This is a genomic window from Clostridium sp. CM74B_53 (genome assembly GCF_036318045.1).
Classification (GTDB): domain Bacteria; phylum Bacillota; class Clostridia; order Lachnospirales; family Lachnospiraceae; genus Pilosibacter.
The window spans coordinates 51042-73795 of record NZ_JAWQDE010000009.1; the positions used below are offsets into that span (position 1 = coordinate 51042).

The following is a 22754-nucleotide window of genomic DNA, read 5'->3' on the forward strand; positions in this document are numbered from 1 at the left end:
CCATGCCGGCGGGCAGGATCTGAAAAATGACAGGCGGTCAGTTAAAAGAAAAAAGAGGCGGTATGGTTCCTGGTGAACGGTACCGTCTCTTGTTGTTTACGCGAAATTGGGACCGATTTCAGGTGACCGCATGGGCAATAGAGAATCATGCTTTGTCTTGTGGGTGTCAGGTCTGCCAGAACAAAAAGATATGAAAAAACCCTGTACATCTCGTACAGGGATTCATCATTTAGGATTTCAATTTCAAAAAGGTTTAGGATAAAGGATTTAAAATATCTCGTGCATTTCTTATGGTTAAAGTATAGCACACCGGGCCGGAAAATGATTGTATATTCTTTGAATGAATTATTAAGATTTCTTTAAGATTTGACCGTAATTCTGAAGAATGTGGAAAACAAAGAAAAGACAGGGAATGCTGTCAGAAGATATGCACAGACCGGAAAGTTCCGGTGATGGATTCGGACTGATCGGAAAGCGGCAGGGCGCACAAAACAGGCAGACAGAATATTTTATAAGTAAGAGAGAATGCATGGAGGAATCCTGCATGTGAATCATATCAAAGATCAGATCCATTGTGAGCGCGCATATCGGATGGGGCTTTCCGGGAAGGGGATCGGCGTGGCCGTTCTGGATACCGGGATCTTTCTTCACCGGGATTTTGACAGCCGGGTGACCGGTTTCGCGGATATGGTGAACCGGCGGAATTTTGCGTATGATGACTGCGGGCATGGGACGCATATCTGCGGGATCATCGGCGGCAGCGGGCGAATGTCCGGCGGGCGGTACAGCGGGATCGCACCGGGGTGTAATCTTATCATGGTGAAAGTCCTGGACCGAAAAGGAAATGGCTATTCTTCGGATGTTCTGGCGGGGATCTCCTGGGTTCTGGAGAGAAAGGAACAGCTTGGCATCCGGATCTTAAATATATCGGTGGGCGCCTGCTCGAAACGCGGGATGAGTGAGAATTCCGCCCTCGTGAAAGGCGTGAACCGGGCATGGGACGCCGGGCTTGTGGTCGTGGTGGCGGCCGGAAACAATGGGCCGCGGACCATGAGCATCACGACGCCGGGGATCAGCCGGAAGGTGATCACGGTCGGCTGTTCGGACGATGACCGGGAGGTACTGGTCGGTGGAAACCGGATGGTGGATTATTCCGGCCGCGGCCCCACGGCGGCCTGCATCTGCAAACCGGATCTCGTTGCACCGGGCTGCAGCGTTGTGAGCTGCTCCAGCAGAGCCGACAAGTATACGATCAAGAGCGGCACTTCCATGAGCACACCGATCGTCTCCGGAGCTGTCGCTCTTTTATTGGAACGCTTTCCGGACATGTCAAATAAGGATGTGAAACTGAGACTGCGGGAAAGTTCGGTGGATATCGGATTGCCGAGAAACCAGCAGGGATGGGGACTGTTGGATGTGGGGAAAATGCTTGAGAGATAAAGATAGCAAACGAAAACATATTGAAATGTTGTTGCGAGTATGTTATATTGTTTATAAAGAGGTGTCACCGATAGACGGGTGATCCTAGACATTAAGTAAAAAAATAACCGTTCGATTTGCTAGGTCGGGGCGGTTATTTTTTTGCATTTACAGTATCTTTTCCAAGCGTATACCCCAGTCCGAAACAAGCAAGACCGAAGCTCACGACCGCAATGAAATCAATAATGCTCATGGCATCCCCTCCTTTCCATAAGATTCCTTTACAGGTTCTATGTAATTCGGGGACCAACCGCCTACCGTTATGGTGACACCATGAGAAAATTCTACCATAATCTACAGATTCTATCAATCGACTCCAGTATAAAAACATCTCATTTTTTAAACACACAATTTTACACAGATTTTACATAATCCCTGTCAAGCATTTTACATTTCCTTGATATTCTGATACATGGTAAGAAAGAAATGTAAAAAGTTAATGAATGATCAAAATTTTGAAGAGGGGAATTTTATGGACTTTTTTGGAGTATTGACGATGCTTGGCGGGCTCGCGCTGTTCCTTTACGGAATGGAGACCATGGGAAATGGTCTCGAAAAGCTTTCCGGCGGCAGACTGGAAAGAATTCTTGAAAAACTGACATCAAATCCGATCAAGGCGGTCCTTTTAGGTGCCGGAGTCACAGCGGTGATCCAGTCATCTTCCGCGACTACCGTCATGGTCGTAGGTTTTGTAAACTCGGGCATCATGAAGCTGACGCAGGCGGTCGGCATCATCATGGGCGCCAACATCGGAACGACTGCTACTTCCTGGCTCCTGAGCCTTACAGGAATTGAGAGCGGAAACTTTTTTGTACGTCTTTTAAAACCGACATCGTTCTCACCGGCCCTTGCACTCATCGGTGTCTGCCTTATCATGTTCTCCAAAAAGGAGAAGAAGAAAGATGCTGGAACGATCATGATCGGCTTCGCGATCCTGATGACCGGAATGGAGACCATGAGCGGTGCTGTAAAACCGCTTGCGAATGTACCGGAATTCACAGGGATCCTGACCATGTTCTCGAATCCGGTCCTTGGAATGATCGCCGGAGCTGTCCTCACTGCGATCATCCAGAGCTCTTCCGCATCGGTCGGAATTCTTCAGGCGTTATGTGCAACGGGAGCAGTCAACTTCGGCACGGCTCTTCCGATCATCATGGGACAGAATATCGGAACATGTGTGACTGCAATGCTTTCCGGTATCGGCGCCTCCAAAAATGCGAGACGTGCAGCGCTTGTTCACCTGTACTTTAATATTATCGGCACCGTGATCTTTATGATCGTCTTTTACACGATCAATGCGGTCGTTCATTTTTCGTTCCTCGATACAGCGGCAAATGCGATGGGGATCGCAGTGATCCACAGCAGCTTCAACATTGCGGCGACAATCCTGCTCCTTCCGTTTGGCAACGGACTTGTAAAACTGGCATGTCTCACGATCCCGGATGAGCAGAAGAAGGAAGTTCCTGTCTCAGAGCAGGAAAAGAGTGCGTTCCGTCTTCTCGACCCGCGTTTCCTCGACACTCCTGGTTTTGCAGTAGAGCAGTGCCGTCAGACAACGATCCAGATGGCAAAGCTGGCGAAGGAATGCTTCTTTACATCAGTAGAACTTTTAAAGGAATTTTCAGAAGAAAAGGCAGAGCGCGTGGAGGCGCTGGAGAACCTTGTAGACCGTTATGAGGATGAACTCGGAACCTATATGGTAAAGCTCGGCGGAAAAAATCTGTCCAGAAACGACAGCCATACGGTATCCCTGCTCCTTCACTGCATCGGCGATTTTGAGCGTATTTCCGATCATGGCATGAATTTAAAGGATTCCGCGAAGGAGATGCAAGAGAAAGAGATGCATTTTTCAAGCAAGGCAGACAAAGAGCTGGAAATCTTTTTAGATGCCGTCAAGGAGATCCTGGACATGTCCATTGATGCGTTCGAGACGAATAATACGGATGAGGCGTCAAAGGTGGAGCCGTTAGAGGAAGTCATCGACGATATCAATACCGTGGTGAAGGCAAATCACATCAAGAGACTCCAGAAGGGAAAATGTACGATCGAGCAGGGCTTTGTCCTCTCTGACATTTCTATGAATCTGGAGCGTGTTTCCGATCACTGTTCCAATATCGCGATCAGCGTGATCGAGATCGAGCGCGATGGTTTTGATGCCCACGGATATCTGGAAAATTTAAAGAGAGACGGAGATCCGCAGTTTGCGGCGATGGTGGAACAGTATCGTGATAAATACGCGCTTCCAGTCTAGGAAAATGTGTAGTAAGATAGTAGGAGAAAAGGGCGGTATGCCGTGGGAACGCATAGCTGCCCGGCACTATGGATCGTGAAATAAAAATCATGATCTGAATCAGGCCAATGACGGAAAATGACAGAAATTAAGACAGGAGGAGAAGAACATGGCTCTGATCTATGCAGTGGAAGATGATAAAAATATTCTGGAAATTGAGATGTTCGCACTGAAAAACAGCGGATATCAGGTAGAGGGCTTTGAGTGCGCTCATGATTTTTATAAAAAGCTGGAAGAGAAGCAGCCGGATCTTGTCCTCCTGGACATCATGCTGCCGGATGAGGACGGACTGGAGATCGTAGCGAAGCTCCGCCGCCGCCCGGAGACGAAGAAACTTCCGGTGATCATGGTGACGGCAAAGAGCACCGAGATCGACAAGGTGAAGGGACTCGATGTCGGCGCGGATGATTATCTGACAAAGCCGTTCGGTGTGATGGAGCTTATCGCGAGAGTGAAGGCGGTACTCAGAAGAACGATGGAGGAGGACAAGTTCCTGACCCTGGGGGATATCTTCCTGGATGATGAGAAGCACATGGTGTATGTGAAGGATGTCCCATGCAGCCTGACCTTCAAGGAATATGAACTCTTAAAGCTGCTGCTCCACAATGCCGGGATCGTTGTGACGCGTGAGATCATCCTGGAGCGTGTCTGGGGCATCGATTTTGAAGGAGAGTCGAGAACTCTGGATATGCATATCCGGACGCTCAGACAGAAACTCGGCGAGGCGGGTTCCATGATCCGTACAGTGAGAAATGTGGGGTACATGATCGAATGAAAAGAAAAATCCATATAGAACTTCTTGCCACGGCAGTGTTTTCAATCTTGTTGACACTGCTGTGTGTTTTATTCGTTTTTTACGGGGTCTATCAGAAACAGGTGATCGGGGATCTGAAGGCGGATGCGCTTGTCATGAAAAATATGCATATCTTTGACAGTATCTCGGATCTGCACCCGGATGCCTATGATCTGAATCCTGATACGCTGCGCATCACGGTGATCAACGCCAGCGGGAATGTGATCTTTGACAGCAATGCGGACTCTACCGCGATGGAGAACCATGAGGACCGTCCGGAGATCCATATGGCGCTGGAAAACGGGGAAGGAAGCGATACCCGCCGCTCGACCACACTGGATAAAAACATGTTCTATTACGCGATCCGTCTGGACAATGGCCGGATCCTGCGGATCGCAAGGGAAGGCGACAATATTTTTGCTCTGACCCAGAACATGATGCTGACAGTTGTCGGCGTGTTTGTGCTCCTGTTCTTCTTCTGTATCCTGATGTCCAATTACTTTACGAAGAATCTGGTGGCACCGATCGAGAAGATGGCGGAGAATCTCTCGGAACCCGGGACGCAGGCTGCCTACAAGGAGCTGGTCCCGTTTATGAACAAGATCCGGCAGCAGCATGAGGACATCTTAAAAAGTTCCCAGGTGCGCCAGGAATTCACGGCAAATGTTTCTCACGAGTTAAAGACGCCGCTCACGGCAATCTCCGGATACGCGGAGCTCATCGAACATGGGATGGCCGGGGACAACGCAGAGCGGTTCGCCGCGGAGATCCACAAGAATGCATCGAGACTGCTCTCACTGATCAACGATATCATCCAGCTTTCCCAGCTCGATGGCGGGAAAAAGGATGTGGAGTATAAAGATCTGGATCTGTTCCCGCTTGCAAAGGAATGTGTGGACATGCTCCAGATGAACGCGAAGAAGCAGAATGTGACGATCAGCGTCCGCGGCGGGGCTGCCCCTGTCTTTGCGGACCGGCAGCTCATGGAGGAACTGATCTACAACCTGTGCGACAATGCGATCCGTTATAACAAGAAGGACGGATCGGTGACGGTGACGACGGGAACGGAGAACGGACATACCTTCCTCTCTGTAAAGGATACCGGGATCGGGATCTCGCCGGAGCATCAGGAGCGGATTTTTGAGCGTTTCTACCGTGTCGATAAGAGCCGCTCGAAAGCGACCGGCGGTACGGGACTTGGCCTTGCGATCGTCAAACATATCGTGGCACAGCACGGTGCGAAGCTTTCCCTGGAGAGCGAGGCAGGAAAAGGAACGGAGATCCGGGTGGATTTTTCGGAGACTTTGAAGCAGCAGGAGCTTGAGAAAGAAAGGCAGCAGGAAGAACAGAAGGAAAATACGGAAGAGTGAGAACTTGATCAGTTGCCGTGCGCGTGCAGTGAGTGTCCGCGTACGGCAACTTTTTATGATTTACGCGAACAACGAGCCAAAGTCCGCGCTTGCGCGAGAACCTGGCGACTGCCGCGATAACAAGGGGAAACTCGAGAAACGTGTTTTCACTTGTTCCCGGACGATGTCTGTGATCAGTGTGCAGGCCGGGTGAGAGTGATTGGAATCCCGTTCTCCGGCTGAAGGAAACGCAGCTGATCCGGGATCGTGCAGCTGAGAGATGTTGAATCCGGGCTGCACAGGAGATGAGGAGGCGAAGCGAAATCCACATTCGTCAGATTGCAGGAAATCACTTTTGATTTCTGCCATCATTGCATCACTTTTTACAAAAATTACAAAATTCATTAGTTTAGCTTAAAAATACGTTGATGTATAGAAGAAATTGTGATAGGATGTTATGCATAAGTGCAGTCCAGACGGACAAACGTCCGCATGGACACTCTGGAGAGTCTCCGAATGGAGCGCCGAAGGTGTAAGACCGGTTCATGTCCATGGTACCGGTTGATCTCTCAGGCAAAAGGACAGGGCATACAAATAACCACAATGGGGAAAATCCCCGTTGTATGCAAATGTTCTACTCTTTGGAGAGCTGATATCTTATCAGCTCTTATTTTTTGCGCGTGAGCCCGGGGAATTGATTGCAGGGGCCGCGGCTATGATCATGAAAGAGGAGGATAACAAAAATGGACACACTGATGCAGCTTGTAACAAAAGGAAATGATTTTCTGTGGAGCTTTCTCCTGATCATTCTCTTATGCGGAACAGGGCTTTACTACACGATCCGCTTAAGATTCATCCAGGTCAGAAAGTTCGTGGAAGGCGTCCGCCAGGTATTCGGACATTTCAGCATGAACGGCGAAAAGCATGAGAAAGGCGAGATGACCCCGTTCCAGTCCATCGCCACGGCGATCGCTGCCCAGGTAGGAACCGGAAACCTCGCAGGAGCGGCGACAGCCCTCATCGGAGGCGGACCTGGTGCGATCTTTTGGATGTGGGTCAGCGCATTCCTCGGAATGGCGACGATCTATGCGGAGGCAGTTCTGGCACAGACATATAAGACAGAGGTAAACGGCGAGGTGACAGGAGGCCCTGTCTACTACATCAAGGCGGCGTTCAAGGGCACATTTGGAAAAGTGCTCTCCACTCTGTTCGCGGTATTTATTATTCTTGCTCTGGGCTTTATGGGAAACATGGTTCAGTCCAATTCCATCGGGGCAGCGTTTGTGGAAGCATTTCAGGTATTCCATGTGGAACTTTCGCCGGTGATCGTCGGCATTGTTGTCGCAGTGATCGCAGCGGTGATCTTCCTTGGAGGAACAAAGAGTCTGGCAACGGTAGTTGAGAAGATCGTTCCGATCATGGCCGGTGTTTATATCGTCGGCAGCCTGATTCTGATCTGCATGAACATCACGGCTCTTCCGGCAGCGTTCCTTTCCATTATTGAGGGGGCGTTTGCACCGGAAGCAGTGCTCGGCGCAGGCGCGGGAATCACAGTGCGCGAGGCGATCCGCTATGGTGTTGCCCGCGGCCTTTTCTCCAACGAGGCCGGTATGGGTTCCACACCGCACGCACATGCGAGAGCAAAAGCGGAATCCCCGCATCATCAGGGACTCTGCGCGATGGTCAGCGTCTTCATCGACACATTTATCGTCCTGAACCTGACTGTATTTTCCGTTCTCACGACAGGCGTTATGAGCAGCGGAAAGGACGGCACAGCGCTCACACAGGCGGCATTCATGAAAGGATTCGGCAGCGCCGGCATCATCTTCGTCGCGGTGTGCCTGTTCTTCTTCGCATTTTCCACGATCTTAAGCTGGCATTTCTTCGGACTTGTCAACGTGAAGTACCTGTTCGGTGAGAAAGCGTCAAAGCTTTACTCCATGATTGTTGTTGTCTGCATCGTGATCGGTTCCTGCCTGAAGCTGGAGCTTGTATGGTCTTTAGCAGACTTCTTCAACGGTCTGATGGTCATCCCGAACGTCCTTGCACTGCTGGCACTCAGCGGGCTCGTGGTGAGAGCATCGAAGGAGCGGTAGACGCAGAAGTCTTTTAAAATGAAATATTGACAGCCGGAAAGGCTGAGCGTAAGGCGGCAGACTGTGTATTGTGGGCATGGGCTGCCGTCTTTTTGATTTACGCGAACAAAGAGCCAAAGTCCGCGCTTGCGCGAGGCCTTGGCACTGTCGCGATAACAAGTGGTACATGTAAAAAAATCTCCCCGGAATTTGTGAAGGATGCCGATTGACAGCCGGATGGAAATCCGATATAGTACCCATATCTGAAATCTTTCCGGAGTTTATCCGGATCACCGATCTGATATAGTGAGCACGAAAAAATATGTGCTGCAGATCGTCACACCGGCGGGTCGCCGAAAGAATCGTGGAAAGCCCAATGAATAAAACGAAAGGAGACGGGAGGGAAGTATACTGCTTCGCAATGCGAAGAAACAACAAGAAATGGTTGACTTTTTACAGGGATTATATTATGATTAACGAGTACAGAACACTTGTTCGCATCTAATGACTGATCGGGCGGCATCTGCGTTGATCCTGCAGATTTTACGGGAGACCGCCTGGATTCTGATCGATTTTGTTATCCGGAAAATAAAAAGTGCAGTTCCGGATTTTGGAGGAAAAATATGAATAAAGATGATAAATTAAAAGCCCTTGATGCGGCTCTCACACAGATCGAAAAAGCTTACGGAAAAGGTTCCGTTATGAAACTCGGAGATTCCGGCGCAAATATGAATATCGAGACGGTTCCGACCGGTTCTCTGAGCCTTGATATCGCTCTCGGCCTCGGCGGAGTCCCGAAGGGACGTGTTGTAGAGATCTACGGGCCGGAGTCCAGTGGTAAGACGACGGTCGCTCTCCATATGGTAGCGGAAGTACAGAAACGCGGCGGTATCGCTGGATTTATCGACGCGGAGCACGCACTTGATCCGGTATACGCGAAAAATATCGGCGTTGATATCGATAACCTCTATATCTCCCAGCCGGATAACGGCGAGCAGGCGCTGGAGATCACGGAAACAATGGTGCGCTCCGGTGCCGTCGATATCGTGATCGTGGACTCCGTAGCGGCGCTTGTTCCGAAAGCAGAGATCGACGGCGATATGGGTGACTCCCACGTCGGCTTACAGGCCCGTTTAATGTCCCAGGCGTTAAGAAAACTGACCGCGATCATCAGCAAGACAAACTGTATCGTGATCTTTATCAACCAGCTCCGTGAGAAGGTTGGCGTCATGTTTGGAAATCCGGAGACAACGACCGGCGGACGTGCGTTAAAGTTCTATTCCTCCGTCCGTCTCGATGTGAGAAGAACCGAGTCCTTAAAGCAGAGCGGAGAGGTGATCGGAAACCATGTCCGTGTAAAGGTCGTAAAGAACAAGATCGCGCCGCCATTTAAAGAAGCCGAGTTTGACATTATGTTCGGAAAAGGAATCTCCCGTGAGGGTGATGTCCTTGATCTCGCTGCCGATGCGAATATTGTTGAGAAGAGCGGTTCCTGGTATGCATACAAGGGCGCGAAGATCGGTCAGGGACGTGAAAACGCAAAGAATTATCTGCTGCAGAATCCGCTGATCTGTGAGGAGATCGAAAACCAGGTGAGAGAGCTCCACGGACTGGAAGCACAGCACGTTGTCCCGGGTGAGATGGCTGCAGAGACAGCTCCGGAGGAGACACTGGCTGCGGAGACAGAGGCAGACGAGTAAAAAGCAGGAACAGCGTTACCTTTCATGGAACGTCAGAAACAGCATTCCTGCAGACAGTACAGGGACTTCTCTGAATAACAGGGAGAAGAATAACTGTAGATAGAAAGATACAGGAAACACACGGATGAAAGAGTGGATACAGGAAGAACACCGGGAACAGAAAATGTATGCCGGTGCAGATGGGGAGGCGATCCCGGAGGAGTTTCGGGAAGCCCGAAATAAGGGACTCTACTATCTCCAGTTTTCCGGAAAAACAGAAAATGAGATGCGTAAGAAGCTGGCGGAACAGGAGTTTTCGCCAGCCTCTGTTGAAGATGCGATCCTTTTTCTGAAACATTACCGGTATCTGGATGATGAGGATTATGCAAGGCGGTATGTAGAGAAAAACGGACATAAAAAGAGTATCCGCCAGATGAAATTTGATCTCCGCCAGAAAGGTGTCAGCGATGATCTGGTGGAAATGATATTCGAGGATATGGAAGTTGACGAGTCTGCCCAGATCCTCGGACTGCTGAGAAAGAAAAACTACGATCCGGAGGAACCGGACCCGGCAAAGCGTCAGAAGATCTACGCGTTCCTGGCGAGAAAAGGCTTTTCTTATGACGCGATCAACAGTGCGATGAAACAGTGGGAGTGAGAAGCTGTTTTTGATCGGTGAACAGGAACTGCAGTGCTGCTTTTCAGAGGCTGAGAGAGCCCGCGGACTGCAGTTCGACAACCTTCGTGGGGATGCACAGAAGTCCCCGGAATGCGGGCATTATACTTGACATAATGCATAAAACAGTTTAGAATTGAAGTGTTGTAATTAGTACAATGAAAACTAAATAAAGGAGGTGCTCCTGTGTCACCAATAATCAGCGTTATTATAACAGCAATTATTGTGGCTCCTATTACCTGGAAGATAGCTGTGGCTCACCATAAAAAAAGTTACGAGAGTAAGATCGGAAGCGCAGAGGAAAAATCCAGAGAAATAATAGATGAAGCATTGAAGGTCGCCGAGACGAAGAAGAAAGAAGCTCTCCTGGAAGCGAAGGAAGAGAATTTAAAAGCGAAAAACGAGCTTGAAAAGGAAACCAGAGAACGGAGAGCCGAGATCCAGCGTTATGAGCGCCGCGTACTGAGCAAAGAGGAAAACCTTGACAAAAAATCTGAGGCAATGGAGAGAAAAGAATCCAGTCTTGCCGCAAAGGAAGAAACTCTAAGAAAACGTTCTTCCGAGGTCGAGGAATTATTTGCTAAGGAGCAGGAAGAACTGGAGAAGATCTCCGGACTTACCAGCGAACAGGCGAAAGAATATCTTCTGAAATCTGTTGAGGAAGATGTAAAACACGACACTGCAAAGCTTATCAAGGAATTAGAAGCCAAGGCAAAAGAAGAAGCAGACAAGAAAGCAAAGGAATACGTGGTTACAGCGATCCAGAGATGTGCTGCTGACCATGTTGCAGAGACAACAGTTTCTGTTGTACAGCTCCCGAGCGACGAGATGAAAGGCCGCATCATTGGACGAGAGGGACGTAATATCCGTACTCTTGAGACAATGACAGGTGTGGAACTCATCATCGATGATACACCGGAAGCTGTCGTATTATCCGGTTTTGATCCGGTAAGACGTGAAGTCGCAAGAATTGCTCTTGAGAGACTGATCGTGGATGGACGTATCCATCCGGCGAGAATTGAAGAGATGGTGGAGAAAGCGCAGAAGGAAGTTGAAAACATGATGCGCGAGGAAGGTGAAGCTGCGATCCTTGAGGTCGGCATTCACAATATCCATCCGGAGCTCGTCAAGCTCCTCGGCAAGATGAAGTTCAGGACCAGCTATGGTCAGAACGCATTGAAGCATTCCATCGAGGTCGCACAGTTATCCGGTTTACTGGCAGCCGAGATCGGTGTGGACGTCAGAATGGCAAAGCGTGCCGGCTTATTACATGACATTGGAAAATCCGTTGACCATGAGATGGAAGGTTCCCATGTACAGCTCGGATCGGAACTGTGTAAGAAATACAAAGAATCCCCGATCGTTATCAATGCTGTGGAATCTCACCATGGCGATGTTGAGCCGACGAACCTTATTTCCTGCATCGTTCAGGCAGCAGATACGATTTCCGCTGCAAGACCGGGCGCAAGAAGAGAGACGTTGGAGACATACACGAACCGCTTAAAGCAGCTTGAGGATATTACAAACTCCTTCAAGGGAGTTGATAAGTCCTTTGCGATCCAGGCGGGACGCGAAGTGCGCATTATGGTAGTGCCGGAGCAGATCAGCGATGACGATATGGTTCTTCTCGCAAGAGACATATCCAAGAAGATCGAAGAAAGCCTGGAATATCCGGGACAGATCAAAGTCAACGTGATCCGCGAGTCCAGAGTTACCGATTACGCGAAATAAAATTGAAAGCCGTTGCTGTGCAGAGAGGATCTGTATGGCTGCGGCTTTTTTATTTACGCGAACAACGAGCCAAAGTCCGCGCTTGCGCGAGACCTTGGTGACTGTCGCGATAACAAACAGGCACTGCGTGCCTAAGATGCGCACTCGCGCGAAGATGAGGATTGTCGCAAGCGACCGCGCTCGGCGCGAGAATGTGTCGAGATACATTTTTAGGAGGAAATTTCATATGGCAAAAATTGGTTTTATCGGCATGGGAAATATGGGAACCGCGATCATGCGGGGACTTTTAAAGACATATCAGCCGGAGGAGCTGCTTTTTACGAGCGCTCATGAAGCGAAGATGCAGAAGATCACAGAGGAGACGGGCGTTGCCCACGTTTTCACAGCAACCGAGTGCGCAGAGCAGGTAAAATATCTGGTCCTCGCGGTAAAACCTCAGGTTCTTCCGACTGTGTTTAAAGAATTAAACGGAAAGATCCGTAAAAATCAGGTTGTGATCTCCATCGCGGCCGGATATGCGATCGCGGATCTTCAGGCAGGACTCGGAGACGAGGCGAGAATTGTCCGCTCGATGCCGAACACCCCGGCGATGGTCGGCGAGGGAATGTCCGGTGTGAGCTATGATGAGAACCTGTTTACGGACGAGGAAAAACAGGTGATCGACGGTTTCTTCACTTCTTTCGGAGAGATGGAGAAGGTGGACGAGAAGCTGATGGATGTTGTGGGAAGCGCCAGCGGCTGTTCACCGGCATATGTATACATGTTCATCGAGGCGCTGGCTGACGGCTGCGTGAAGAACGGACTTCCTCGCCAGGCTGCCTACAAGATGGTTGCCCAGGCGGTGCTCGGCAGCGCGAAGATGGTCCTTGAGACAGGAAAACATCCGGGCGAATTAAAGGATATGGTATGCTCTCCGGGCGGAACAACGATCGAAGGACTTGCCGCCCTGGAAGAGAATGGATTCCGCGGTGCGATCATCAAGGCCTGCGATGCGAACTTTGAGAAGAATAAGAAATTAAAGGGCTGATTGCTGTAAAAAGAATTCTCCTATTATTCACAGATAATGAGATAAATTGCGAACAAGAAGCAAATCGCAGACAGTTCTATGCAGACATGTCGGATTTTGTGAAATGATTGACTGTGGATCAGAACAAAGCATAAAGTGAGAGGAAATGAAAGAAACATGGAAAAGACAATTCGTTTAAAACGTGAACTTGCCTATACAGGAATGATCTTAAAGATCTACCGGGACACCGTCGTTGCTAACGGGATCGAGGAAGTCTATGACTATATCCATCATGACGGCGCTGCCGCTGTTCTTCCGGTGACAAAGGACGGAAAGATCCTGATGGTGCGCCAGTACCGGAACGCCCTGGACCGCTTTACTCTGGAAATCCCGGCGGGAAAGCTGGATGCGCCGGATGAGCCGAAGATCGAGTGTGCAGCGAGAGAACTTGAGGAGGAGACGGGATTCCGCAGTGAAAATCTGGAATTCCTGATGACGGTCAATACAACGGTGGCATTCTGTGACGAGCGTATCGGCGTCTATATCGCGAAAGATCTGATCCCGTCGAAACAGCACCTCGACGCAGACGAGAGCATCGACGTGGAGGAGTGGGAAGTGAAGGACCTTCTGGATCTGATCTACAGCGGGAAGATGACGGACGCAAAGACGATCGCGGCGATCCTTGCGTATGCCCAGAAGGAAGGAATCCGGTAAGAGCAGGTACTGGAAGACTAAAAAATCAGAAACAATATTGTGGATAAAGCATGGGACTGTGCGCATACACTGTGAAAAAGGAACAGGGGCGGCAGCGCTATGACTGGGATCCGCAGACACCGGAGACTATCGGACAGTCAGTTGTTCTGGCTGTCCTTTTTTTTATTTGTTGGGACTGCAGCGGGAACGATTTTTTGCAATCACATGAGCATGGAGATGAAGAATACGCTGGAACAATGGTTTGCGGGGATCTTTGCACCTGCGGAGCTGTCGTCAGTGGATTATTACAGCCTGTTCGCAGGCATTCTGAAGAAGCGCTTTGTGTGGATCCTGGTGGGGATCCTGATCTGCCAGACGTCGCTGTCCGGGATCATCTGCTATGCGTCGGCAGTCTGCGTATCGTTTCAGGCGTCAGTGATCGTCTGTGCCCTGACGATGCACAGCGGATTCAGCGGGATCCTGCTCTTTTTTGGGCTGGTCTTTCCACAGGGGATCTTTTATGCGCTGGCGGCGTATCTCTTGTGGATCGTGGTCCGGGAACCGGTGCGGGGGAATGAGCAATCCCGGATCTTGAGTATGATCTTATTGACAGCACTCGGAATCGCAGCAGAGACTTTGATCAATCCGGAAGTTTCAGCAGGAGTTTTTCGGTTCTTTTCGTAGACACAAGTGAGGATGAAGGCACGGAATTGCTGCAAAAAGGTACTGAAAAAGGTTTCCGGGCTGCGTGAGTTCCCTGCAAAGGGATTCAAGTGGGAAAAATCCGTTTGATTTTGCCATAAAATGGGGATATAATGTAGAAAAATATTGGTTTTGCCGGGAAAAATAAGGGAACAGTGGATTACAGTGGCCGCAAATGAACGGGGAAAAGGTATGAGAGAGGAAATTCAGACCTTCATCCATTATATGGAGGAGGAAAAACAAGCGTCAAAAAATACAACGCTTTCTTATCAGAGGGATCTTCTGAAGATGGCGGATTATCTGGAAGAGAACGGGATCACGGAGTGCGGAAAGGTAACAAAGACCGCGCTGAATTCTTATCTCCTTTTTCAGGGAAAAGAGGGAAAGGCGGCATCGACGGTCTCAAGGTCCCTGGCGTCCGCAAAGTCATTTTTCGGCTGGATGTATAGGAGAGGAATGATCCGGAGGGATCCTGCAGAATCGATCCATGCACCGAAGATCGAAAAGAAGGTGCCAGTGATCCTCACAGTAGATGAGGTGACGAGACTTCTGGACCAGCCGTCCTGTGCGAATCCGAAAGAGATCCGTGATAAGGCGATGCTGGAGCTTTTATATGCGACCGGGATCCGTGTGACGGAGCTTGTAACCCTGAAGCTTTCAGACGTGAATATGGCGGTCGGCTTTATCACCTGCCGGGATGAGCATAAAGAGCGGATGATCCCGTTCGGCCATGCGGCGAAAAATGCGCTGGCGAAGTATCTGGAGGCCTCGCGGGAGACGTTCTTAAAGGGAATGAGTTCGGAACTTCTCTTTACAAACTGCAGCGGAGGAGTCATGAGCCGTCAGGGCTTCTGGAAGCTGATCAAATATTATGGGGAGCGGGCCGGGATCGAGGAGGACATCACACCGCACACCCTGCGCCACTCTTTTGCGGTCCATCTTTTGAGCAACGGCGCTGACATGCGCGCTGTTCAGACCATGATGGGGCATTCCGACCTGGCATCCACGCAGATGTATACGGCATATGCGACGGAAAATACAGTCCGGGAGGCGTACCAGGGGGCACATCCGAGAAAGTGAAAAAACATTTTGCGAATATACACATTCTTCGCAGACAATATACCGATATCGATCGAAACAAACGGCAGAGAACGGAGCCTTTGAGAAAATTTGTCGGCCTGCGCTGACTGGAACACAGAGGCTGAACTCGAATTGAACTAAGAAAAAGAGCACCTATCGTGTTACTGTACACGGTAGGAATTTTCTGAACTGAAAATTCCGTACAATACAGTTGTGGCAGCAGATTTTGCCGATTCGGAATGCGAAGCATCGGCAAAATCCTGTTACAGTGCGCGGGCATGGAGTGCCCGTGTACTGTAACCCTATCATCACAATGTCAGAAAGAAAAATCCCTGAAACATTGATCGTAAGGTGCTCTTTTTATCATTTATTTCTGATCCATTCTCGCCAAGATACTTCTCGCAACGGAAAGTCCATTCGCGGATGCCTGCTGAAGACCGCGGGTCACGGACGCACCGTCACCGATGGCGCGGAGACCGTGGATGTTTGTCTCAAAGTCCTTATCGACAACGACCTTGTTGGAATAGAATTTAACTTCCACGCCGTAAAGCAGTGTCTCGTCACTGGCGATACCCGGAGTTACCTTGTCCAGAGCTTTTAACATCTCCTTGATGTCGACCATGATGCGGTGCGGGAGAACTAAGGAAAGGTCGCCCGGAACAGCATCCTTTAAGGTCGGGATGATATTGTTTCTGCAGAGACGCTCCTCTGTGGTGCGGCGGCCTCTCTGGAAATCGCCAAAGGTCTGGACGAGGATCTTTCCGTCGCAGAGCATGTTGGAGAGCTGGGCGATGTGTTTACCATACTCGATCGGGGTCTTGAACGGTTTTGTGAAGTTCTTGGATACCAGGATCGCGAAGTTGGTGTTGTTTGTCTTGTATTCTTTTGATTTATAAGCATGACCGTTTACGACAGCCAGACCGTTTTCGTAATACTCGGTCGCAACCTCACCGGACGGGTTCGTACAGAAGGTGCGGACTTTATCGTCGAAGGTCGGTGTGTAGTATACGAGTTTTGCCTCGTAGAGGTTCTTGTTGAGGAATTCCATGACCTCGTCGCGGACCTCGACACGGACACCGATATCAACGGTGCCGACCTCGGTATCGATCCCGTGGTCGTCACAGATGTGGGAGAACCAGTCGGAACCTTCGCGACCGATGGCGGAGACGATCTCGTCTGCGTAGTATGCCTCGTCTTTATCGGTAATGACACCTTTTGCAGCTCCGTCTTCGATGATGATATCTTTTACCATCGTGTTGAATTCCATGTGGATGCCGTTTGCGAGGAGGTGATCCTGCAGGCGGGTATAAATCTTGTAGCCTTCCTCGGTTCCGAGGTGACGGATCGGGCATTCGATCAGTTTTAAGTTTGCATTGATGGCCTTTTTACGGATCTTGCGGATCTCCTGCTGTTTGTCAACACCGTATACGTTCTGATCAGCGCCGAACTGCAGATAGATATCGTCGGATTCCCTGATGAGCTCTGTCGCCTTATCGTATCCTAAGATCTCCGGCAGATTTCCTCCGACATCCGGGGAAAGGGAGAGTTTTCCGTCGGAGAAAGCTCCGGCTCCTGCAAAGCCTGTGGTGATGGAACATGGTTTGCAGCCAACGCATACTTTTGTTTTTCTCTTTGGACATACGCGTTTTTCGATCGGTCTTCCTTTTTCGATCATTAAGATGTTTAATTCTGGTTTTTCTTTGATCAGCTCATACGCGCAGAAGATTCCGGACGGGCCGGCGCCGATGATGATCACGTCAAAATGTTCTCCGGATTTCATATCACAAGTCTCCTTTCGGGTGAGCATATACGGACACCAGGACAGGGAGCGTTCCTTGCACACCATTCTTTATCGTATCATAGTTCTCCCCGACACGCAAGATGAGAGAAACGAAAATCAGATCATTGATATGGGAAAGAATACCGGCAAAATTGTCTAAAAATTAACGTTAAACAAAAGATTATTAAGTAAAGCACATAAAAGACTTGATTTATTTAACAATTACATGATAGAATCGACAATATGTTAAGAAACAAATTCAATAAGCCATAGAGGGGAAAGCAGGCATACCTGCGTGAGCAGGTGTGACCGATGAAAAAATTGCAGAGGAGTGAATCATATGAGCAGATTGGAGATCATGTCCCCGACCCGCGCGCGGATCGTGATGGAGGGACTTTATAAAGATCTGGAGAGAAGAATCGAATCGAGCCCGCCTGGGCTCTGTCCTGTTGATATGGCGAGAGCGTTTCTGGAGCTCTGCCACGCGCAGACGTGCGGAAAATGCGTTCCGTGCCGGATCGGTCTCGGGCAGTTAAACCAGCTGATCCGTGACGTATTAAACGGAAAAGCAACAATGGATACGCTGGATCTCATGGAGAAGACGGCGCTTTCCATCATGGATTCCGCGGACTGTGCGATCGGCTATGAGGCGGCGAACATGGTCTATAAGGGGCTGATCGGCTACCGCGATGACTATGTGGAGCACATCAAGAAAGGCCGCTGTACCTGTACATACAACCAACCGGTCCCGTGTGTCGCGATCTGTCCGGCCCATGTGGACATTCCGGGTTATGTGGCGCTCGTGGAAGAAGGAAGATATGCCGATGCGATCCGCCTGATCCGGAAGGACAACCCGTTCCCGACGACCTGCGGTTTTATCTGTGAGCATCCGTGTGAGGCGAGATGCCGGAGAAACATGGTCGACGATGCGGTCAATATCCGGGGACTGAAACGGTTCGCGGCAGATTACGCGGGTGTTGTGGATCCGCCGAAATGTGCTCCGTCGACCGGGAAAAAGGTCGCTGTCCTCGGCGGCGGTCCGGGAGGTTTAAGTGCTGCTTACTACTTACAGCTCATGGGACATCAGACGACCGTGTACGAGATGCTGCCGAAGCTCGGCGGTATGCTGCGGTACGGGATCCCGAACTATCGTCTCCCGAAAGATCGGCTGGATGACGATATCAACGCGATCTTAAAGACCGGCGTGGAAGTAAAATATGGCTTAAAGATCGGTGTGGACATCACGATCCAGGAACTGCGGGAACAGTATGACGCGGTGCTCATCACGATCGGCGCCAGCACGGATAAGAAGCTTGGACTTCCGGGTGAGGACGCGGACGGCGTTCTCTCCGCGGTACAGTTCCTGCGGAGTGTCGGAAAAGACGAGATCATCGACCTGACCGGAAAGGAAGTCGTTGTCATCGGCGGCGGAAACGTGTCCATGGATGCAGTCCGCACGGCAAAACGACTTGGAGCGAAGAAAGTCAGCATTTTATATAGAAGACGGAGAAACGATATGACGGCGCTGCCGGGTGAGATCGAGGGCGCGATCGCGGAGGGGATCGAGATCGTGACCTTAAAGGCTCCAGCGTCCTTAGATGTCGGGGAAGACCACAAGATCCATGGCATCTACGCGACCCCGCAGATGATCAGCGCGATCAGGGACGGCCGCGCCAGCGTGAAGCCGACCGGAGAGCCGGATGTCTACATTCCATGTGATGTCCTGATCAAGGCGATCGGACAGGATATCGAGTCCGGACATTTCGAGAAAGCCGGGATCCCGGTATCCCGCGGAAAGATTGTGACCTTAAAGAGCGGTGCATTTGAAAACATGCCGGGCGTCTTCGCGGGCGGCGACTGCTCCAGCGGTCCGGCATCTGTAATTAAAGCGATCGCAGCAGCGAAGGTTGTTGCGGCGAACATCGATGAATACCTGGGTTACCACCACGAGATCACGAGCGGAGTGGAAATTCCGGAGGCGAGCTTAAAGGACAAGACTCCGTGCGGACGTGTGAACTTAATGGAGCGGGAAGCAGGCGAGCGTGTCTGTGATTTCGAGGCAGTCGAGAAGTGCATGACCGAGAAGGAGGCGAAGCAGGAAGCCGGACGGTGCCTGCGCTGTGATCATTTCGGATACGGAATCTTTAAAGGAGGCAGGAGTACATTATGGTAAATATTACGATCGACGGAAAAAAGATTTCGGCAGAGGAAAATATTACGATCATGGAAGCTGCCGAGAAGAACGGGATCCCGATCCCGAAGCTCTGCTATTTAAAGGGGATCAACGAGATCGCGGCCTGCAGAGTCTGTGTTGTGGAGCTGGAAGGAAAGGAAAAACTGATCACCTCCTGCAACAACCTCGTGAAGGAAGGCATGGTCATCCATACGAACAGCCCGAAGGTCCGGAATCACAGAAGAAATACGATCCAGCTGCTGCTGTCCCAGCATGATAACCGCTGCGTGGTCTGTCCGAGAAACGGAAACTGTGGTCTGCAGCAGGTGGCATATGATCTGAATATTCTGGAAATCCCGTTTAAGCAGGAACCGGAATATCAGCCGTGGGATAAGAATTTCCCGCTGGTCCGTAATTCCGCGAAGTGCATCAAGTGCATGCGCTGTGTTCAGGTCTGTGATAAGATCCAGGGACTCGGGATCTGGGATGTGGAAGGAACCGGTTCCAGAACGACCGTGAATGTCGCAGGACATAAGACGATCGGGGAAGCGAACTGCGCTCTCTGCGGTCAGTGTATCACCCACTGTCCGGTTGGCGCGCTCTCCGAGAGAGATGATACGGAGAAAGTCTGGGATGCGATCGAGAATAAGGATAAGATCGTGGTGGCACAGGTTGCACCGGCGGTCCGCGCGGCCTGGGGCGAGGAACTCGGCCTGACGGACGAGGACGCGCCGGTGGGCAAGATCTTCGATGCCTTAAAACGCATGGGCGTGAACTACGTTTTTGATACGGTATTCTCTGCGGATCTCACGATCATGGAGGAGAGCACGGAGTTTATAAAACGGTTTACGAGCGGCGAGCTGAAGGAGAGACCGATGTTCACGTCATGTTGCCCCGGCTGGGTGCGCTTCGTGAAAACACAGTTTCCATACATGGTGAACTATCTCTCCACGGCGAAATCCCCGCAGCAGATGTTCGGCGCTGTCATGAAGACATATTTCGCGGAAAAGCTTGGTGTTTCTCCGGATCAGATCTTTACGCTGTCCATCATGCCGTGTGTGGCAAAGAAAGGCGAGCGGGAGATGGATCTCTTCTACGGCGAGTATGCCGGACATGATGTGGATGCGGTGCTTACGACGAGGGAACTTGTAAAGATGATCCGCTCCGCCCATATCCGTCCGGATACCTTAGCGGAGATCCCTGGCGACAGCCCGATGCACGCGGGAACCGGAGCGGGCGTGATCTTTGGAGCGACCGGCGGCGTCATGGAGGCGGCTCTCCGCACCGCGTATTTTACCTTAAAAGGCGAGAATCCTCCAGCAGACGCTTTCAAGGCGGTCCGCAGCGGAGGTTTTCAGGAGAATGCCGGAGTTCAGGAAGCGGAATTTGCCATCGGTGAAATCAGGCTCCGCATCGCAGCGGTCAGCGGACTTGGAAACACGAGAAGACTCTTACAGCAGATCGAGCGCGGTGAGGTCCACTACGACTTTGTGGAAGTCATGGCCTGCCCGGGCGGCTGTGTCGGCGGAGGCGGACAGCCGATCCACGACGGTGAGGAGCTGGCGTTTGCGAGAGGCAGAAAGCTCTATGCGCTGGACGCAAAAGCAAAATTGCGCTATTCCCACGAGAATCCGGATATCAAGGAGATCTACAGCGATTTCTTTGGAAAGCCGATGTCCCATAAGGCGCATATGTTATTGCATACGGAGCATTGGAAAAATAAATAAAGTGCCGGTTAAATTACGGATACAGGAAAAGCACGCAGATGCAAAAACGTCTGCGTGCTTTTCCTGTATTGAAAGATCTTGGATGCTATGCCTTTTGACGGCTCATGAATGAATATGCGGAGTTTATTTGGCTGCGCTCTGAAATACAGCGTTTATTGACTGAGCAGCCAATCTATGAGATTTTCGGATCTGATGCCGTCATAGGAAGCATCAAGCCCTGGTTCAAGCGATAAAACGATTTTTTCGTAGTTATCACGGATGTTTTGCAGCGGTGTAAGTTCCCGATTGCGTACATCCTCACTCATCATAGATTCTGTCACCTGGATATACTTTTTAGCATCGGCTTTCGTTGCAATAAAGTCTACTTCGGCGCTGCCGATCTTGCCGATCGCTACATCATAACCCCTGCGAAGCAATTCAAAGTAAACGACATTTTCGATGGCATGACCGCTGTCACGATTACGGAAGCCCAGCAGATAATTGCGAAGGCCGATGTCAACGATATAGTATTTTCCCAACGTGCGGAGGTATGCCTTTCCCTTGATGTCAAAGCGCTTGATCTCATAGAAAAAATAGCTTTCCAGAAGTGCATTCACATATGCCTGCACAGTATGTGCGCTAGGAGCGCCCTTGCGTTTACCATCGTCAAGGAGCCCTTCGTTTATCAAAGTGTTGCCTATGGAGGAAATGGATACGCTGGAGCCGATATTGTCGGCAAGGAACAGGATGATCTTGCGCAGAAGCGTGGGGTCTGTGATCTGTTTTTGCCCCCTGCGTTTTTCACGTTCCAAAATATCACGGATGACTACCGTGGAATAGATACCGTCAAGAAGAGACAGTGCTTTTTCCTGATCCAGACCGACATCGGCGATTCCCGGCATTCCGCCGAATCTTATATAGGCATCAAATACCTCACGCAATTCATAATGTTCCCCGTTTTTGTCGAATACCTGTTTGCGGAGTCCCCCGAGCGCACTTTGTATTTCATGTACTTCAAAGCCGTGAAAATCAAGAAATTCATGGAATGAGAGCGGCAGCATTCTGATTTCTACACACCGCCCGGAGAGGTAGGTGGAATACTCCGAAGAAAGAAGGTAAGCGTTTGATCCAGTAACATAGATGTCACAGTCAAAATCTACACGGAAGGCGTTTACCGCGTCCTCCCATGCTTCGATCCTCTGCAGCTCATCAAAGAAGAGATACATCCGCTTTCCGGGAACAATACGTTCTTTTACATAGCGATAAATATCGTCGGCATTCATCCTGCGAAAATCAAAGGATTCAAAATTCATTTCAAGGATCTGTTCCGGAAGAACACCGGTATTTTTCAAATGCTGAACCATCAGCTTTAACAGACTGGACTTTCCGCAGCGGCGAATACCAGTAATCACTTTGACCGGTTCTGTATCTTGAAAACCTATCAGCTTATTCAGGTAACTGTCACGCTGCCTGAGTTCATGGGAACCTATCATGTCTATCACCTCCTGCAGTATTAGTATGGCATAAACTGGTGAAATAATC

General features: G+C 50.2%; 17 protein-coding genes and 1 riboswitch. Of the genes, 14 read left to right on the top strand and 3 right to left on the bottom strand.

Translation table 11 applies throughout. The annotated features are described in order from the left end of the window. Positions 1–546: 546 nt before the first annotated feature. The 4 genes from V2546_RS09290 to V2546_RS09305 all read left to right on the top strand — a co-directional run bounded on the left by V2546_RS09290 (position 547) and on the right by V2546_RS09305 (position 5932). On the top strand, positions 547–1440 hold the full coding sequence (locus tag V2546_RS09290) for a S8 family peptidase (protein ID WP_118298300.1): 894 nt from the start codon (positions 547–549) through the stop codon (positions 1438–1440). Positions 1441–1951: 511 nt separating this feature from the next. Beyond that, on the top strand, positions 1952–3730 hold the full coding sequence (locus V2546_RS09295) for a Na/Pi cotransporter family protein (RefSeq protein ID WP_329752141.1): 1779 nt from the start codon (positions 1952–1954) through the stop codon (positions 3728–3730). A gap of 148 nt (positions 3731–3878) precedes the next feature. Then, positions 3879–4544 (top strand): response regulator transcription factor, encoded by a 666-nt coding sequence (locus V2546_RS09300; protein WP_118298298.1) that lies wholly within the window; start codon positions 3879–3881, stop codon positions 4542–4544. Then, positions 4541–5932 (top strand): ATP-binding protein, encoded by a 1392-nt coding sequence (locus tag V2546_RS09305; RefSeq protein WP_329752142.1) that lies wholly within the window; start codon positions 4541–4543, stop codon positions 5930–5932. The genes V2546_RS09300 and V2546_RS09305 overlap by 4 nt, the downstream gene beginning before the upstream one ends. A 60-nt stretch (positions 5933–5992) precedes the next feature. Here V2546_RS09305 and V2546_RS09310 read toward each other — a convergent pair whose 3' ends face one another. After that, a complete protein-coding gene (locus V2546_RS09310; RefSeq protein WP_329752143.1) occupies positions 5993–6316 on the bottom strand; it encodes a hypothetical protein in 324 nt (107 codons plus the stop codon). Between the two features lie 86 nt (positions 6317–6402). Next, a riboswitch (glycine riboswitch) is annotated at positions 6403–6506 on the top strand. A 148-nt stretch (positions 6507–6654) separates the two neighbouring features. Between V2546_RS09310 and V2546_RS09315 the strand changes: the two genes are divergently transcribed. The 8 genes from V2546_RS09315 (at position 6655) to xerD (ending at position 15553) form a co-directional block, all read left to right on the top strand. Continuing rightward, a complete protein-coding gene (locus V2546_RS09315) occupies positions 6655–8007 on the top strand; it encodes a sodium:alanine symporter family protein (RefSeq protein WP_329752144.1) in 1353 nt (450 codons plus the stop codon). Positions 8008–8609: 602 nt separating this feature from the next. Next, entirely contained in the window at positions 8610–9686 is a 1077-nt protein-coding gene (gene recA, locus V2546_RS09320; RefSeq protein WP_118530250.1) for a recombinase RecA, read from the top strand. 124 nt (positions 9687–9810) lie between these two features. Beyond that, positions 9811–10323, top strand: coding sequence for a regulatory protein RecX (locus V2546_RS09325; RefSeq protein WP_118728646.1), 513 nt, complete (start codon positions 9811–9813; stop codon positions 10321–10323). Between the two features lie 204 nt (positions 10324–10527). Then, on the top strand, positions 10528–12072 hold the full coding sequence (rny, locus tag V2546_RS09330; RefSeq protein WP_118321975.1) for a ribonuclease Y: 1545 nt from the start codon (positions 10528–10530) through the stop codon (positions 12070–12072). Positions 12073–12298: 226 nt separating this feature from the next. Then, positions 12299–13099, top strand: coding sequence for a pyrroline-5-carboxylate reductase (gene proC / locus V2546_RS09335; RefSeq protein ID WP_329752145.1), 801 nt, complete (start codon positions 12299–12301; stop codon positions 13097–13099). A 156-nt stretch (positions 13100–13255) separates the two neighbouring features. Next, positions 13256–13792, top strand: a complete 537-nt coding sequence (locus tag V2546_RS09340; RefSeq protein WP_118321973.1) for an NUDIX hydrolase — start codon at positions 13256–13258, stop codon at positions 13790–13792. A gap of 216 nt (positions 13793–14008) precedes the next feature. Beyond that, on the top strand, positions 14009–14455 hold the full coding sequence (locus tag V2546_RS09345) for a hypothetical protein (protein WP_329752146.1): 447 nt from the start codon (positions 14009–14011) through the stop codon (positions 14453–14455). A 210-nt stretch (positions 14456–14665) separates the two neighbouring features. Beyond that, positions 14666–15553, top strand: coding sequence for a site-specific tyrosine recombinase XerD (xerD, locus tag V2546_RS09350; protein WP_329752147.1), 888 nt, complete (start codon positions 14666–14668; stop codon positions 15551–15553). A 367-nt stretch (positions 15554–15920) separates the two neighbouring features. Here the strand turns inward: xerD and V2546_RS09355 are convergent, their stop codons facing one another. Continuing rightward, positions 15921–17360, bottom strand: coding sequence for an NAD(P)/FAD-dependent oxidoreductase (locus V2546_RS09355; protein WP_329752148.1), 1440 nt, complete (start codon positions 17358–17360; stop codon positions 15921–15923). Between the two features lie 313 nt (positions 17361–17673). Between V2546_RS09355 and V2546_RS09360 the strand changes: the two genes are divergently transcribed. Next, complete coding sequence (locus tag V2546_RS09360; protein ID WP_215702164.1) at positions 17674–19506, top strand: NAD(P)-binding protein; 1833 nt, start codon at positions 17674–17676, stop codon at positions 19504–19506. Continuing rightward, positions 19500–21233, top strand: a complete 1734-nt coding sequence (locus tag V2546_RS09365) for a [FeFe] hydrogenase, group A (protein ID WP_215702163.1) — start codon at positions 19500–19502, stop codon at positions 21231–21233. Before V2546_RS09360 ends, V2546_RS09365 begins: the two co-directional genes overlap by 7 nt. Before the next feature lie 152 nt (positions 21234–21385). On the opposite strand, the gene V2546_RS09370 is transcribed toward V2546_RS09365, so the two are convergent. Then, positions 21386–22705: an ATP-binding protein gene (locus V2546_RS09370; RefSeq protein WP_215702162.1), complete on the bottom strand. Its 1320-nt coding sequence runs from the start codon at positions 22703–22705 to the stop codon at positions 21386–21388. Positions 22706–22754 lie beyond the last annotated feature (49 nt).